Source organism: Devosia lacusdianchii (assembly GCF_022429625.1).
GTDB classification, from domain to species: Bacteria; Pseudomonadota; Alphaproteobacteria; order Rhizobiales; family Devosiaceae; genus Devosia; species Devosia lacusdianchii.
Map to the genome: position 1 here is coordinate 385461 of NZ_CP092483.1, position 14087 is coordinate 399547.

At 63.1% G+C, this 14087-nt stretch carries 17 protein-coding genes; 9 read left to right on the forward strand and 8 right to left on the reverse strand.

The window, feature by feature from the left end:
- Nucleotides 1–73: 73 nt before the first annotated feature.
- Nucleotides 74–373, reverse strand: a complete 300-nt coding sequence (locus MF606_RS01925; RefSeq protein ID WP_240231884.1) for a S24 family peptidase — start codon at nucleotides 371–373, stop codon at nucleotides 74–76.
- A 394-nt stretch (nucleotides 374–767) separates the two neighbouring features.
- Here MF606_RS01925 and MF606_RS01930 point away from each other — a divergent pair, with 394 nt between their 5' ends.
- Nucleotides 768–1379 (forward strand): TetR/AcrR family transcriptional regulator, encoded by a 612-nt coding sequence (locus MF606_RS01930; protein ID WP_240231885.1) that lies wholly within the window; start codon nucleotides 768–770, stop codon nucleotides 1377–1379.
- Between the two features lie 4 nt (nucleotides 1380–1383).
- On the forward strand, nucleotides 1384–2877 hold the full coding sequence (locus MF606_RS01935) for a DHA2 family efflux MFS transporter permease subunit (RefSeq protein WP_240231886.1): 1494 nt from the start codon (nucleotides 1384–1386) through the stop codon (nucleotides 2875–2877).
- A 56-nt stretch (nucleotides 2878–2933) separates the two neighbouring features.
- Here MF606_RS01935 and MF606_RS01940 read toward each other — a convergent pair whose 3' ends face one another.
- Nucleotides 2934–3587, reverse strand: coding sequence for an outer membrane protein (locus MF606_RS01940; protein ID WP_240231888.1), 654 nt, complete (start codon nucleotides 3585–3587; stop codon nucleotides 2934–2936).
- Nucleotides 3588–3726: 139 nt separating this feature from the next.
- Nucleotides 3727–4629: an acetylglutamate kinase gene (gene argB / locus MF606_RS01945; protein ID WP_240231890.1), complete on the reverse strand. Its 903-nt coding sequence runs from the start codon at nucleotides 4627–4629 to the stop codon at nucleotides 3727–3729.
- 200 nt (nucleotides 4630–4829) lie between these two features.
- On the opposite strand from argB, the gene MF606_RS01950 reads away from it, so the two are divergent.
- The 4 genes from MF606_RS01950 to msrB all read left to right on the forward strand — a co-directional run bounded on the left by MF606_RS01950 (nucleotide 4830) and on the right by msrB (nucleotide 7703).
- Nucleotides 4830–5378, forward strand: coding sequence for a sigma-70 family RNA polymerase sigma factor (locus MF606_RS01950; RefSeq protein WP_420842274.1), 549 nt, complete (start codon nucleotides 4830–4832; stop codon nucleotides 5376–5378).
- Nucleotides 5375–6088 (forward strand): anti-sigma factor, encoded by a 714-nt coding sequence (locus tag MF606_RS01955; protein ID WP_240231892.1) that lies wholly within the window; start codon nucleotides 5375–5377, stop codon nucleotides 6086–6088. The genes MF606_RS01950 and MF606_RS01955 overlap by 4 nt, the downstream gene beginning before the upstream one ends.
- Nucleotides 6089–6433: 345 nt before the next feature.
- Nucleotides 6434–6997, forward strand: coding sequence for a fasciclin domain-containing protein (locus tag MF606_RS01960; protein ID WP_240231895.1), 564 nt, complete (start codon nucleotides 6434–6436; stop codon nucleotides 6995–6997).
- Nucleotides 6998–7211: 214 nt separating this feature from the next.
- Nucleotides 7212–7703 (forward strand): peptide-methionine (R)-S-oxide reductase MsrB, encoded by a 492-nt coding sequence (msrB, locus tag MF606_RS01965; RefSeq protein ID WP_240233930.1) that lies wholly within the window; start codon nucleotides 7212–7214, stop codon nucleotides 7701–7703.
- Here msrB and MF606_RS01970 read toward each other — a convergent pair.
- Complete coding sequence (locus tag MF606_RS01970) at nucleotides 7661–8479, reverse strand: carbon-nitrogen hydrolase family protein (RefSeq protein WP_240231896.1); 819 nt, start codon at nucleotides 8477–8479, stop codon at nucleotides 7661–7663. The two genes, msrB and MF606_RS01970, sit on opposite strands and share 43 nt — an antisense overlap.
- An 81-nt stretch (nucleotides 8480–8560) precedes the next feature.
- Here MF606_RS01970 and MF606_RS01975 point away from each other — a divergent pair, with 81 nt between their 5' ends.
- Together MF606_RS01975 and MF606_RS01980 are read left to right on the forward strand one after the other, a co-directional pair.
- Complete coding sequence (locus MF606_RS01975; protein WP_240231897.1) at nucleotides 8561–9268, forward strand: type 1 glutamine amidotransferase; 708 nt, start codon at nucleotides 8561–8563, stop codon at nucleotides 9266–9268.
- 1 nt (nucleotide 9269) lies between these two features.
- Nucleotides 9270–9665 carry a DUF1801 domain-containing protein gene (locus MF606_RS01980; protein WP_240231899.1) on the forward strand — a complete coding sequence of 132 codons (396 nt, stop codon included), beginning with the start codon at nucleotides 9270–9272 and terminating at the stop codon, nucleotides 9663–9665.
- A 34-nt stretch (nucleotides 9666–9699) separates the two neighbouring features.
- Here the strand turns inward: MF606_RS01980 and yihA are convergent, their stop codons facing one another.
- On the reverse strand, nucleotides 9700–10350 hold the full coding sequence (yihA, locus tag MF606_RS01985; RefSeq protein ID WP_240231901.1) for a ribosome biogenesis GTP-binding protein YihA/YsxC: 651 nt from the start codon (nucleotides 10348–10350) through the stop codon (nucleotides 9700–9702).
- Nucleotides 10340–10681 carry a winged helix-turn-helix transcriptional regulator gene (locus tag MF606_RS01990; protein WP_240231903.1) on the reverse strand — a complete coding sequence of 114 codons (342 nt, stop codon included), beginning with the start codon at nucleotides 10679–10681 and terminating at the stop codon, nucleotides 10340–10342. Before MF606_RS01990 ends, yihA begins: the two co-directional genes overlap by 11 nt.
- A 108-nt stretch (nucleotides 10682–10789) precedes the next feature.
- On the opposite strand from MF606_RS01990, the gene MF606_RS01995 reads away from it, so the two are divergent.
- Nucleotides 10790–11803 (forward strand): zinc-binding alcohol dehydrogenase family protein, encoded by a 1014-nt coding sequence (locus MF606_RS01995; protein WP_240231905.1) that lies wholly within the window; start codon nucleotides 10790–10792, stop codon nucleotides 11801–11803.
- A 36-nt stretch (nucleotides 11804–11839) separates the two neighbouring features.
- Here the strand turns inward: MF606_RS01995 and yidC are convergent, their stop codons facing one another.
- Nucleotides 11840–13681 carry a membrane protein insertase YidC gene (yidC, locus tag MF606_RS02000; RefSeq protein WP_240231907.1) on the reverse strand — a complete coding sequence of 614 codons (1842 nt, stop codon included), beginning with the start codon at nucleotides 13679–13681 and terminating at the stop codon, nucleotides 11840–11842.
- Nucleotides 13681–14085: a ribonuclease P protein component gene (gene rnpA, locus MF606_RS02005; protein WP_240231908.1), complete on the reverse strand. Its 405-nt coding sequence runs from the start codon at nucleotides 14083–14085 to the stop codon at nucleotides 13681–13683. The genes yidC and rnpA overlap by 1 nt, the downstream gene beginning before the upstream one ends.
- Nucleotides 14086–14087 lie beyond the last annotated feature (2 nt).

Genomic DNA, 14087 nt, shown 5'->3' on the forward strand with positions numbered 1-14087 from the left:
GCTGCGCCGACAGGTGGAACAACGCCGTGCCCATGATCGGGGCCTCGTCCGCGGAGGCCACGGTCTCGCTCGGCTAGGCCGGGTTGACATGGGTCAGCTCGAGCTGGCCGCTGCGCGTGCGGATCAGCCGGCGCAGTTGTGCCTCGCCGCCGAAATCCATGGCGAAGTGTGCGCCTGATTTCGGCGCGACCTGGTTGGTGTCGATAATGACGATCGAGCCAGCGGGCAGGCTGGCGCCGCCTTCATCCCCCGAGATTTCCAGATAACGCAGATGGTCCGGCGAGACGCCGCGCGCCTTGAGCCAATCGAGGCCCAGGGCCAGCGGCGCCGGCTCGGCCGTGGCGTAGTGGCCGCCACCGTGCGCGGTCGGCAAGGCGGCGCCAGCAGGGCGTAACCCATGGGTGGAGCCAGGGGACCGCGCACCCTGGCATCGTCGAACTGTGGGAAGCCTTGGGCTGCGTCGAGCTGCCCATCCACCTGCTTGCGCTGTTCGGCGATGACCAATAGGCGCGCCTCCCGGCGCGATGTCGATGAGGGTATGCCGAAGTCGCGCACCGCCAGGTCGAATCGTTTCTCCTCGCAGGCAAGGTCACGATCGGCGTCCGGCGCGCCGTGTTTTCGCGTCATCCGAAATCGCGCGCTAGATCTGGTGCGCGGCACTACGCCAAGCCCCGCGTCAGGCGCATGGCCAATTTGTTTCAATCAAATGATTGATTGATTTTCCGGCCTGCGCTATATGCGCTTCGCACCGTGCGAAAGGCGCGCCCATGACCCTCGACATTCCTCCCACCAGCAAGCGTGAAAGCGGTGAGGACCGTCGCATCGCCATTGCCTTGGCGGCCCGTGCGATCATCGCTGAAAAGGGGCTCGAGGGCCTGCGGACCCGCGATATTGCGGCGCGCGTCGGCATCAACATTGCGACGCTGCACTATCATGTGCCTTCCAAGGAGGCGCTGATCACTCTGGTCGCCGAGAGCATTCGGGCTGACTTTCGCGCGCAGGCCCTGCGGCACGACCGAACCGGCAAGACGGCGCTGGAAATGCTGCATCTCGAGTTTGATGATTTCCGCGAGACGGTCGCGGATATGCCTGAGCTCATCATCGTGCTGACCGAAATGGTCGAGCGGGCCCGTCGTGACCCCGCGATCGCCTCGATTATGACGCCCCTCTACGACTTCTGGCGGCTGCAATTCGTCGAAATCTTTCGTCTCGGTGTCGAAGACGGTTCGTTCCGTCGCGACATTGACCCGTCTGCGGCCGCACTCATCACCACAGGCGCCCTTTCTGACTATTGGCGCCAGTGGACCTCATTCCGCGCTTCTATCGACCAGGTTCTGGGCGAACTGGAGCGCGCTTTCATAGCTCCCCCAAAAGGATAGTTCGATGTCCGCCCATACACACAACCCCGGAGCGCCCGCCGCTCCCGATCCGCGCCGTTGGCTGGCGCTGTTCGTCCTGCTCATCGCCAATTTCATGAACTTGATCGATGTGACCATCGTCAACGTCGCTCTGCCGTCCATGCGTGATGGCCTCGGCGCGACCGATAGCCAGATCGAATGGGTAATCGCTGCCTATATCCTGGCCTTCGCCCTCGGCCTGCTGCCGTTCGGCCGGCTCGGCGATATCGTCGGCCGTACGACGCTGTTTCTCTGGGGCGTGGCCGGCTTCACCGCCGCCTCGGCCCTGTGCGGGCTTGCGCCCAATATCGAGTTTCTCATCGTCGCCCGCATTATCCAGGGCCTGGCAGGCGCCATGATGACGCCGCAGGTGCTGGCCATTGCGACTGTTACCTTCCCGCCGCATGAACGCGGCCAGGCCTTCTCCCTGTTCGGCCTGTCTGCCGGTCTTGCGTCGGTCTGCGGCCCTATCCTGGGCGGCGTGCTGGTTTCAGCCAATCTCTTCGGCATGGATTGGCAGCCGATCTTCCTCGTCAACATCCCGATCGGCATTGGTGCCGTTATCGCGGGCTGGTTCCTAATCCCCCGCCTGCCGGGCCATTCGGCCCTGCGCAACGACTATGTTGGCATCGTGCTGTTCGGGCTCGGCATTCTGGCGGTGGTCTTCCCGATCATCGAAGGCCGCACCTATGGCTGGCCGCTCTGGGCCTTTGGCATGATAGCCGCCGGCTTCGTGCTGCTGTCGCTCTTCCTGTTGTGGACCCGTAGCCGTGCCGCCGCCGGTCAGCCCCAATTGCTGAACTTCGATCTCATTACCAACCGCCAGTTCATGTTCGGCGCTTTCGTCATGACCGTGTTCGCCTCGGGCATCCCCGGCATGTTCATGGTGATTTCGTTGCTGCTACAGGGCGGGTTCGACTTTACGCCGCTGGAATCAGGCCTGACCAACACGCCCTTCTCGGTCGGCGTCTTGATCGCTTCGTTCATTGCCGGTCGCTTTGGTTCGCATTACCTGCGGTCGCGGCTGGCCACGTCGGGCACGTTGCTGGTTATCGGCATCGGCTGGCTGCATTTCTACATCGCCGGTGTTACCGACAGCATCGATCACTGGGCCTTCCTGCCACCTTTGCTCATCGCCGGTATTGGCCTTGGCCTCGGGTTCTCCGCGCTGTTCCAGCTCGTGTTGGCCAACGTGCCGTCGCGCGATGCCGGTGCGGGTTCGGGGGCGCTGCAGGCGTTCCAGCAGGTCGGCGGCGCGCTCGGCGTCGCCATTATCGGCGAAATATTCTTCAGCAATCTGGGCAGCGTCTTTGCCAGCGGCGGCACGCCACATGCGGCCTTTGCCGGCGCTTCGAGCCTGGCCCTCTGGTACGTGGTCGCCAGCTTCGCACTCGTGCTGGTCCTGGCACCCTTCTTCAAAGGGCCCAAGGGCGGCCAGGGGCATGGAGCGCCAGTGCAGCCAGTGCTGGTCGAAGCCTAGTCACAAAAGAAGAGGCCGCCCAATGGGCGGCCTTTTTTGATTCGATATCGAATGGATCAGAACTTCCACCCCAGACCCGCGCGCACGACGACGTCGCTGGGCTCGCTGGTACCGCCGCCGGGCACCGGCACGGTGTTGACGCCGTAATGCGTCCAGGTCGCGTTGAGGCGCGCCATGATGTTCTGCGTCACCATCATGTCGACGCCGAGGCCAAGCTGGATGCCGCCCGCCGTATAGTTCGCGGCGGCATTGCCATAGCCGGGGCTGAGGTCGAAATGCGCCCAGGAATAGCCCACTGTGCCATAGGCCAGCACATTCGGCGCCACGGGATAGCCCAGCGTGGCACGGACGGCGGCATCCCACTTGATGGCGCCGTAGTTGACCGCGTTCCACAGATATTCGGTCGCCACATTGTTCACTTCGGCGTCGATGCCGAGCACGAACCAATCATGCAGCTGGTAGCGATAGCCGGCGAAAACGCCGGCGCTGCCGCCAATGTCGCCGAAGAGCTGCTCGACGCCGACCACGCCGCCGATCTCGTGCGTCTTGGTCGCGACGAGGCTGCCCTGCGCGCCGAGATAGAAACCGTCCCAGGTCGAGGAGATCGGCTGGTACATCTGATTGGTGACGACTGGCGCCACCATCGATTGAGCCTGTGCGGCAGCCGTCGAACCGAGCACCGCAATAGCGGTCACCGCCGCAAATTTCATTTCTGAACGCATGACAAAAAACCCCGCAACCTGATGGCTAAAATTTGCCACGACTTATCCAGACCGAGCTATGCCAAATGCGCCACACACCGGTCAAATCGACCGAGGTGTGGCGCATGGTTAGCGAAGCGTCAACGCCTTAACGAACGATAAGCGTTCCGGCGCCGAACTCGGTAAACAGTTCCACCAGCACCACATGCGGCGATTTGCCGTTGAGGATGACGACGCCCTCGACGCCGTTTTCGAGCGCCTCGAGACAGGTCTCGACCTTGGGAATCATGCCGCCGGAGATCGTTCCGTCGGCGATCAGTTCCTTGGCCTCGCGCACGGAAAGCTCGGGAATGAGCTTGCCGTTCTTGTCGAGCACGCCCGGCACGTCGGTGAGGAACAGTAGGCGCTTGGCGCCGAGCGAGCCGGCGATAGCGCCGGCAAAGGTATCGGCGTTGATATTGTAGGTATTGCCATCACGGCCCGGGGCGACCGGGGCGATGACGGGGATCATCTCGGACCGGGCTAGCAGGTCGAGCAGCGTGCGGTCGACTTCGACCGGCTCGCCGACGAAACCGAGATCGAGGACCTTTTCGATATTGGAGGTCGGGTCCTTGACGGTCTTTACGGCCTTCCTGGCGAAGACCATGTTGCCGTCCTTGCCGCAAAGGCCGATGGCCCATTCACCCTCGGCATTGATCAGCGCCACGATTTCCTTGTTGATCGAACCGGCCAGGACCATCTCGACGATTTCCATCGTCCGCGCATCGGTCACGCGCAGGCCGCCCTCGAATTTGGATTCGATGCCCAGATTTTTGAGCATGGACGCGATCTGCGGTCCGCCGCCATGCACCACGATCGGATTAACCTTGGACTGCTTGAGCAGCGCGATATCGCGCGCAAAGGCCTGGCCGAGCTTGGCGTCGCCCATGGCGTGGCCACCGTATTTCACCACGACGGTCTTGCCTTCGTAGCGCTGCATATAGGGCAGCGCCTGCGCCAGAATGCCGGCATCGTGGCTGAACCGGTCGGTCGAGGGCGTTTCTTCGGACATAGGGAAAAGACTCAATCGGTTGGCGAGCGGGCGATGAAGACCGCAACGGGTCTAGAGCATCAATGCGGAAAGGAAAAGACGCTTCTGCGGCATTTGCCATTGATCCATTTCGCGTTCTGTTGCGTTGTGGGCAATGCCACACATCGCGCCGGCCAGGGCGGGGATAGGCAGGCGGCGGGAGGCACGCTACATCTATGTCCATGCAGACGACTCCCTCACAGGACATCGCCGACCTCATCTCGCGCTGTGCGCTACGGGATCGCGCGGCATTTCGCTCCCTCTATGAACGGACCAGCGCGAAACTCTTCGGGGTGACGCTGCGTATCTTGAAAGACCGTTCGGAGGCCGAAGAGGCTATCCAGGAAGTCTATGTGAAGATCTGGCAACGCGCCGATCGTTACGTAGCGGGCAATACCAGCCCGATCAGCTGGCTCGTTGCCGTTGCGCGAAACCATTCGCTCGACATCCTGAGGGCCCGTCGCCCGGCCTCCGACGATATCGATGTGGCGCTCGAAATCCCTGACAGCGGCCCCACCCCGGAACGGGCGGCCGAGGACAGCGAGGAGAAAGGCCGCATCGAGCACTGCCTGGGCACGCTCGAACCCGATCGCGCCGATGCAGTTCGCGGCGCCTACCTCGATGGCTATAGCTATGAGGAGCTCGCCACCCGTCACGCCGTGCCTTTGAATACGATGCGAACCTGGCTGCGGCGCAGCCTGCTGAAACTGAAAGATTGTCTGACGGCATGAGCACGAGCGATGACATTGGCGGGGATTTCGGCGGGCGCAACGCGCTGGTCGCTGAATATGTGCTCGGCCTGTTGTCGAGCGCCGAACAGGCCCGCGTCGGTCGCCTGATTGAGGACAGCCAGGCGTTGCGCGCCGAGCGCGATTTCTGGGTGTCGCGCTTTGCGGCGCTCAATGCCGAATACGAAGAAACCCCGGTTCCGGCCCACCTCTATGCCGCCATCGAGGCGCGCGCGTTTGGCGAGGTGATCAAGGCAGGGCGCCCGGCCGCCAGCTTCTGGGAGTCGCTGATGGTCTGGCGCAGTATCGCTGCTGGTGCGCTGGCCGTTGCCGCCGTGGCCATCGGCTTCAACCTGATGACGCCGCGCTTCGATGCCGATGGCATGGCCGTGCAACTGGTCGCAGCCTTGCAGGCGCATGAGGGCAGCGGCATCGAATTCGTGGCGCTCTACGAGCATGGCCAGGTGCGCATCACCTCGCTCAAGGGCGAGGCCGTACCCGAGCATGACTACGAACTTTGGTACATCAACGGCGACCAGCCGGCCGTATCGATGGGCGTCGTGCCGGTCAATGCCAAGCTGGAAATCCCGGTCGACAGCGCCATCATCGGTCCGGGCACGGTCCTGGCCGTGACGCTCGAACAGACCGGCGGCTCGCCCACCGGCGTGGCCCAGGGCCCAATCGTGGCGCTCGGCTCGGCAACGCCGATCTAGGCCTGGCCTCAGCGCGCCCATGGCCTCCCGGCGAGGCCATGGGCGTATTTCCATATCCACAGCGTCATTCCCGCGAACGCGGGAATCCATTCTTCTTTCACGGCTGCCTCTGAAAGAGTGGATTCCGGCTTCGCTGGAGATGCTGCGGTTTGGTTCGGGTTCCGGGTCCGGGGCAGGACCGCGTCCTTTCGGTGCACCGCGCGCGTTACGGCTTTAGCGCAAAAAAGGTTTCACCAAAATCGCGAAATATAGGCTGAAACTGCGCGAAACCTCGTTCTGAAGCGTCCCGTTCCTTCGCATGTCCCCGCCGATAAGGGGAACGAAACACAGGAAGGAACCACTATCATGAATTTCCGCGCTCTTACTCTTGCCACCATGCTCTCTGTCTCCGCAATCTCGGGCGTCGCTTTCGCTCAGGAGAACCCGATGGTGGGCGGCGCTGCCATGTTCGCCGACAAGAACATCGTCGAAAACGCCGTGAATTCGGCCGACCACACCACGCTGGTTGCCGCCGTGCAGGCCGCTGGCCTGGTCGAGACGCTGTCGGGCGAAGGCCCGTTCACCGTTCTGGCTCCCGTCAATGCCGCCTTCGACGCCCTGCCGGCTGGCACTGTGGAGACGCTGCTGAAGCCCGAGAACAAGGAAATGCTCTCGACCATCCTGGCCTGTCACGTGATCCCGGCCAAGGCGCTCTCGACCGACATCGTCGGCATGGTCGAAGCTGATGGTGGCAAGCATGTCGTTGACACCGTCGGCGGCTGCAAGCTGACCCTCGAAGCCAAGGACGGCAAGGTCACCGTGACCGACGAAAACGGCACCGTTGCCAACGTCACCATCGCCGACGTGATCCAGTCCAACGGCGTCATCCACGTGATCGACGCCGTGCTGACCCCCAAGTCTGCCATGTAACAAAGCCGACCATCTGGCCGACTTGTAACCAAACGAAGCGCCAGCTCGAATGGTGCTTCGAGGGGGGTCGCAGCCCGCGACCTCTCACCACAACTTGACGTGCCATTGCCCTGCCCAGGGTCTTACAATGGCCGTCACACCAGCCCCGCGCCGCCGCCCGCACCCCCTCCTGCGGTCCCGGGCGCGGGGTATTGCCGAAAGGGATGAGAGAATGTTGATCGATCGTCGCAACCTGCTTCTGGGTGGAACTGCTTTCACCGCATTGGCGGCTTTCGCCTATCTGCGCCCTACAGGCGCGCCCCTCGCCGCCGAGGGCGATTTCCCGTTCAAGCTCACCGATGAGGAATGGAAGGCCAAGCTCGATCCGACCGCCTATGACGTGTTGCGGCACGAGGCGACCGAACGCCCCTTCACCTCCCCGCTCAATGGCGAGCACCGCGCCGGTACCTTCATCTGTGCCGGCTGCGATCAGCCGCTCTTCGCATCCGAAACCAAGTTCGATAGTGGCACTGGCTGGCCCAGCTTCTATACCTTCATCGAGGGCGCCATCGGCACCAGCGTCGACAACACCCTGTTCATGACGCGCACCGAGGTCCACTGCTCCAATTGCGGCGGCCATCAGGGTCACGTCTTTGAAGATGGCCCCGAACCGACGGGCCTGCGCTACTGCATCAATGGCGTCTCGCTGAAGTTCGTCGCCGCCTGACGCGCATCGCGATAGATGCGGCCCTCGCGCGCCAACCGCCGCCAGGGCCGCGCCTTGTTGAGGGCGACATCGAGCTGCGGATCATCCCGGTCCAGGGTGGCGACGGCGATATCCACCCCGGACGAACAGCGTACCAGCCAGTTTCCGTCCGGCCCGATAATGCCCGAAGCCGGTTCGTCCGCATTGGCCGGCGTGGCCACGGCCAACCACAGGCAATTGGTGGCCGCATGGCTTCGCAGGATGATGTCGCCGATCGGGCCAAAGCCATAGGTGGCGTGCAGGATGCAATCGGCGCCCAGCGCCTCATACGCGGCGAAGAGTTCGGGAAACTGCGTTTCGATGCAGATGGTCATACCGAAGGAAAAACCGTCGCGCGCGATCATGATCGGATCGCGACCTGGCGTGTACCAACCCGTAACCTCGGTATTGGAGAGCATGCGCTTGTCATAGCGTGCCGAGGAGGGCAGGGCGTAGAGGCTGTTATGCGGTCGCCTGCCGGCAAGCGGATGCGCCGCGCCGACGATGGCCATGATGCCCAATCGCTCGGCCTGGGCCGAAATGGCGGCCAACTCTTCCGCCAGCGCTGTCCAATCGAGCGCTGCCCAGTCGCGAACCTGGGCCTTGGCATAGCCCGAGAGCGCGCCCTCGGGGAACAGCGCGACCACCGCACCCTGCACAACCGCCTCGTCGAGAAGCGCCCGCATGTGGCGGCCATTCGCCCGGATATCGGGCTCGATACGGCTTTGCACGGCGGCTATGCGGATGGGAGCGGACACGGGTGGCACCGAAGCAGTTGATTCTGCCGCCGGCATTGTCGATATCTCTGCCTGTCCAAGTCCAGCCCAGACTGCATTTCCATGAAGCTCACCATCATCCAGACCGGCGACGTGCCTGCGCCGCTGCGCAATCAGTTCGGCCCCTATCGGCGGATGTTCGAGACCATGTTCGACAGCACGGGGCAGGGGTTCAGCTACGACATGGTGGCGGTGTCAGACGGCGCGCCATGTCCCGATCCGGCTGATCTCGAAGGCATCGTGATCACCGGCTCGGCCGCTGGCGTTTATGACGATCTGCCATGGCTCGATCCCTTGCGCGCCTTCATCCGCGACGCCTATGGCAAGCGCACGCCGATGCTTGGCGTGTGTTTCGGCCACCAGATCATGGCCGACGCGCTGGGTGGCGATGTGCGGAAATCCGAAAAGGGCTGGGGCCTGGGGCGCCACACCTATGCCGTCACGACGCGCCCCGGCTTCATGCGCGCCGCGCCCGCTGCGCTGGCTGTCGCCTGTTCGCACCAGGACCAGGTCATCGTACCGCCTGAAGAGGCTGAGGTGATCCTGACCTCTGATTTCACCCCCAATGCCGGCCTCAGCTATCGCAATGGCGCGGCCCTCAGCTTCCAGCCACACCCTGAATTCGCCGACGACTACACCATCGCGCTGGCCGAGATGCGTCGAGGCAAAGCACCGGACGATGTGGTGGAAACAGCACTGGCCTCCATTGCAAAGCCGTCCGATAGTGGTGAGGTTGCCGGTTACATCGGGCAGTTCTTCAGAGGGCGCTGACATGGCTGTGGCGGAAAAGCTGTCGGAGGTCGACGCCTATCTCGATGGCCTGCAGCACGCGCGCAAGGCCGAGATCGAGACACTGCGCCGGGCGATCCTCGACGCGGTGCCCGGGCTCAGGGAGCGCATCAAGTGGAACGCGCCGAGTTTCGGGCTCGGCGACGACGACCGCATCACCATGCGCATTCACCCCGGAGATCGGCTGCAACTGATCCTGCATCGCGGCGCCAAGGCCGGCGCGGACGATTTCTTCCGCTTCGAGGATCCCGACAAGCTGCTGTCGTGGGCCGCGCCGGACCGGGGCGTGGTGACATTCAGGGATGCCGATGACCTAGACACCAAGCTGACCGCATTGCCGGAAGTACTCCGGCGCTGGGTCACCTGCACCACGCGCTAGCACCTCTCCCTTTGGGGGGAGAGGTGAAGGACGGTCAGCTCTCCAGCAGCATCGCGATTTCGGTCCGCAGGTCGCGCAATCCGTCGCCCTTGACTGACGAGGTCAGGATGACACGCGGGTGGGCGGCAGGGCGCTTGAGAATGGCGGTCCTTGTCGCAGCGATAACCTGCTCAAGCTCCTTGGCCGAAGGCTTGTCGGCCTTGGTCAGTACCACCTGGTAGCTCACCGCGGCCTTGTCGAGCTCGTTCATGACCGTCAGGTCATTGTCCTTAGGTCCGTGCCGCCCATCAACAAGCACATAGACGCGGCGCAGAGTAGCGCGACCGGTGAGATACTGGTGGATCAGCTTGGTCCAGGCCCGCACCTTGTCCTCGGGCGCCTTGGCATAGCCATAGCCGGGCATGTCAACGATCCTGAGGTTTTCGCTCTGGCTTTCGAAGATATTGAGCTCCTGTGTGCGGCCTGGCGTATTGGACGTGCGCGCCAGGCTCGACGTGCCGCAGAGCGCATTGATCAGGCTCGACTTGCCCACATTGGACCGACCGGCAAAGGCGATCTCCACCTTGTCCATCGGCGGCAGGTCGGCAATGCGCACGCAGCCCTTGATGAACAGGAACGGCCGCGCGAACAGCAGACGTCCGCGTTCGATGATATCGGGTGAATAGTCGACGGTGTCAGGCTGCATGAGCGGGGCGTTCCAGATTTTCGACGCCCCAGGTCTTGAGCGCGACCAGGACCGGTTCGAGCGAGCGGCCCCGTTCAGTCAGCGAATACTCGACCTTGGGCGGGACCTCTGGATAGACGACTCTGAGAATAAGTCCATCCGCTTCGAGCTCGCGCAGCTGATTGGTCAGCATGCGCTGCGTCACATTGGGGATACGACGGCGCAATTCATTGAAGCGCAATGTGCCGCTCAGCAGCCGGTAGAGCACCACGCCCTTCCATTTGCCATCGATGAGATCGAGCACACCCTCGACGGGGCACGCATCGGCGCGCGGGGTTCGGAGCTGGGCCATGGGTAGTATCCAAATGCGCACTATGTGCGAATATTGTGCATTCTTGCGGCAATCGTCAGTAACGCTACCTCTAGCACCGCATACTTCAACCAGCAAAGAGTGTTTGCCATGCGTGCCATAGGCTTCAAAGCGCCTCATCCGATCGACCATCCCGAAGCCTTTATCGAGCTGAATCTGCCCAATCCGGTGCCCACGGGCCGTGACCTGCTGGTGCGGGTGGAGGCCGTTTCAGTCAATCCCGTCGATTTCAAACAGCGCCGCAGCGCCACGCCACCGGCCGGAGAGACCCGCATTCTTGGCTTCGATGCGGCAGGCGTGGTGGTCGGGAAGGGCCCCGACGCCAGCCTCTACGAGATCGGCGACCCAGTCTATTACGCCGGATCGCTCAACCGCTCCGGCAGCAATGCCGAGCTGCAGTTGGTCGACGAACGTATCGTCGGACGCAAGCCCAATAGCCTGGACTTCGCGTCTGCGGCCGCCCTGCCGCTGACGGCGATCACCGCCTGGGAAATGCTGTTTGAACGCCTGGACGTCAGGCGTCCGGTCCCCGGCGCTGCCCCGACGATCTTGATTGTCGGCGGTGCTGGCGGCGTTGGCTCCATCGCCGTGCAACTGGCGCGGCAGTTGACCGATCTGACGGTCATCGCCACGGCCTCGCGACCCGAAACGGCGGACTGGGTGCGCGATCTCGGTGCTCATCATGTCATCGATCACTCAAAGCCCATGGCGCCGCAGATTGCCGCCCTTGGCCTTGGTCAGCCCGGTCTTGCCTTCGCCACCAACCAACCTGACCGCCATCTCTACGATCTCGTCGAACTGCTTGCCCCGCAGGGACGGATCGGCTTCATCGATGGCGTTGGTGTGCCCAATGGCGGCCCGCTGCTGATGAAGGCCATCGCCGTTCATTGGGAGCTGATGTTCACCCGGCCTATGTTCGGCACTGCCGATATGATCGAGCAGAAGCATCTGCTCGACGAAATCAGCCGCCTGGTCGACGCCGGCACCTTGCGCTCGACCGCAACCGAGACCGTGGGCAAGATCAGCGCAGAGAATTTGATCCGCGCCCACGCCCAGCTCGAAACCGGCACCACCCGCGGCAAGCTGGTTCTGTCGGGCTGGTAGAAACGAAAGGGGCGCCTCGTGGGCGCCCCTTGAATTCTATGGCTTGGTTGGCTCGGCAGCCTTGGGCTTGCGCTTGAAGCTGTCGAGGATATTGCCGAACAGGTTCACCTCGGCGCCATGGCGCTTCATGATGAAATACTGCTGCAGCACCGACAGCGTGTTGTTCCACGCCCAGTAGATCACCAGACCGGCGGGGAACGTGCCCAGCATGAAGGTGAAGATGACGGGCATCCAGTTGAAGATCATCGCCTGGGTCGGGTCCGGCGGCGGCGGGTTGAGCTTCATCTGCACCCACATGGTGATGCCCATGATGACGGGCCATACGCCCAGATGCAGGAAGCTGCCGATGATCGGAAGCGCCGTCGGCGTCCACGGGATCAGGCCGAACAGGGTGAAGATATTGGTCGGATCGGGCGCCGCCAGATCCTGAATCCAGCCGAAGAACGGCGCATGGCGCATGTCGAGGCTGATAAAGATAACGGTATAGAGCGCGAAGAAGACCGGGATCTGGATGAGGATCGGCCAACATCCGGACAGCGGATTGATCTTCTCTTTCTTGTAGAGCTCCATCATCGCCTGCTGCTGGGCCGGACGATCGTCCTTGAGGCGCTCCTGGATCGACTTCATCTCCGGCTGCACGCGGCGCATGGCGGCCATGGAGGCGTAGGAGCGGTTGGCCAGCGGGAAGAAGATCGCCTTGACGATAACGGTCACCGCCAGCACGGCGAGGCCGAAATTGCCGATAATGCCGTTGAGGAACGTCAGCAGGTAATACATCGGCTTGGTGATGAAGAAGAGCCAGCCCCAGTCGATCAGCAGGTCGAGGCGATCGAAGCCGTATTGCTGCTGGTAGGAGGCGATGACGGACTCTTCCTTGGCGCCGGCGAACAGGTAGCTTTCATGCGTCGCGGTGGCGCCCGGTGCGACCACGACCGGCGTCGTCTCGACGAAACTGGTCTGGTAGTCGTCATAGGTGCCGGCATTCTTCCACGAGAACAGGGCATTCATGCCCACGCCCGGCTTGGGCATGACGGCGGTGGCCCAGTACTTGTCGGAGAAGCCGAGCCAGCCGCTGGTATTGTCGAAGCGCGCCTGCTGGTCCTTCTGCAAGTCGCTGTACTTCTTGGAAATCATGTTGTTCGAACCCAGCACGCCATGGGGGCCTTCGTGCTGGATGAAGAAGTTGGCCACCTTGGGCGTGCCATGGCGTGCCACACGGGCATAGGGGAACAGGGCGACGTCACCCGTGCCGGTGTTCTCGACCGATTGAGTGACGGTGAAGAGGTAGAATTCGTCAACCGCGAAGGTGCGGCGGAAGATGAGGCCCGCACCATTGTCCCAGACCAGGGTTACTGGCGTTGCCGCGGTCAGCGTCGTGGCGTCGCCTTCGACCGCCCAGACCGACTGTCCGTCAGGAACGGCAATGCTGGCGCCGGCGGCGGGGACCCAGCCCTGTTCGGCGAAATAGGCATTTGGTGCGCCGGCCGGGGTCAGTAGGGTAATGATGGGGGACGCGGGATCGACCGTCTCGCGATACTGCTTGAGTTCCAGATCGTCGAGGCGCGCGCCAGTCAGGTTGATCGAGCCATGCAGGTCGGCGGTGTCGATGGTGACGCGCTGGGTCGCGGCAATCGCAGCGGCGCGGTCAGCATAGGTGGCTGTGCCATCGGCGGCCACGGCGCCCGGCGTTCCGGCAGCCGCACCCGCGGCCGTGGTTGTCGGCGTGGCCAGCGCGGCTTCGGCCTGCGCCTGCTCGGCAGCAATCTGAGCCTGCTGCTGGGCGCGTTCCATCTGTGGCCCGGCCACAAAGAACTGCCAGCCGAACAGCACGACCATGCTGAGCACGATGGCCAGGATGATGTTGCGATTGTTTTCCATTATCTCGTTTTCCGTGGGCCGCGGCCGGAAGAAGGTCGCTCGTCACTCGATCTGGGAGCGTGCACACGCACGATCAAAGCACCCAGGTCGGCCACAAGCTTGGTAAAGGGTTCGCTCAGCGCATCGCGCCGTCCGACCAGCACATAGTCGTGCCCTACATGAAAGTCACGCGCGCAAGCTGTCACAGCCGCGCGAAGACGACGTTTTATGCGATTGCGTTCTGGAGAATTGCCCGTCTTCTTGGTGACGGTAAAACCAATGCCAGCCTCGTCCGCTGCGGGCGCGGCAATGGCCTGCAGCCCAAACGCAGAACGCCCGGCGCGATTGCCCCGGGCGGCTCGTTGAAACTGGCTCCGCTTGGTCAGCCGGCGCAGCGCGCCAGGCTTATGGTCGCTGGCCGTCATCC

Coding starts and splice junctions, on each gene's coding strand:
- MF606_RS01990 (WP_240231903.1), bottom strand. CDS start 10,681: ATGGCCCAGCTCCGAACCCCGCGCGCCGATGCGTGCCCCGTCGAGGGT.
- MF606_RS01980 (WP_240231899.1), top strand. CDS start 9,270: ATGGCTGTGGCGGAAAAGCTGTCGGAGGTCGACGCCTATCTCGATGGC.
- yihA (WP_240231901.1), bottom strand. CDS start 10,350: ATGCAGCCTGACACCGTCGACTATTCACCCGATATCATCGAACGCGGA.
- MF606_RS01960 (WP_240231895.1), top strand. CDS start 6,434: ATGAATTTCCGCGCTCTTACTCTTGCCACCATGCTCTCTGTCTCCGCA.
- MF606_RS01975 (WP_240231897.1), top strand. CDS start 8,561: ATGAAGCTCACCATCATCCAGACCGGCGACGTGCCTGCGCCGCTGCGC.
- rnpA (WP_240231908.1), bottom strand. CDS start 14,085: ATGACGGCCAGCGACCATAAGCCTGGCGCGCTGCGCCGGCTGACCAAG.
- MF606_RS01930 (WP_240231885.1), top strand. CDS start 768: ATGACCCTCGACATTCCTCCCACCAGCAAGCGTGAAAGCGGTGAGGAC.
- MF606_RS01995 (WP_240231905.1), top strand. CDS start 10,790: ATGCGTGCCATAGGCTTCAAAGCGCCTCATCCGATCGACCATCCCGAA.
- MF606_RS01950 (WP_420842274.1), top strand. CDS start 4,830: ATGCAGACGACTCCCTCACAGGACATCGCCGACCTCATCTCGCGCTGT.
- argB (WP_240231890.1), bottom strand. CDS start 4,629: ATGTCCGAAGAAACGCCCTCGACCGACCGGTTCAGCCACGATGCCGGC.
- MF606_RS01955 (WP_240231892.1), top strand. CDS start 5,375: ATGAGCACGAGCGATGACATTGGCGGGGATTTCGGCGGGCGCAACGCG.
- yidC (WP_240231907.1), bottom strand. CDS start 13,681: ATGGAAAACAATCGCAACATCATCCTGGCCATCGTGCTCAGCATGGTC.
- MF606_RS01940 (WP_240231888.1), bottom strand. CDS start 3,587: ATGAAATTTGCGGCGGTGACCGCTATTGCGGTGCTCGGTTCGACGGCT.
- MF606_RS01935 (WP_240231886.1), top strand. CDS start 1,384: ATGTCCGCCCATACACACAACCCCGGAGCGCCCGCCGCTCCCGATCCG.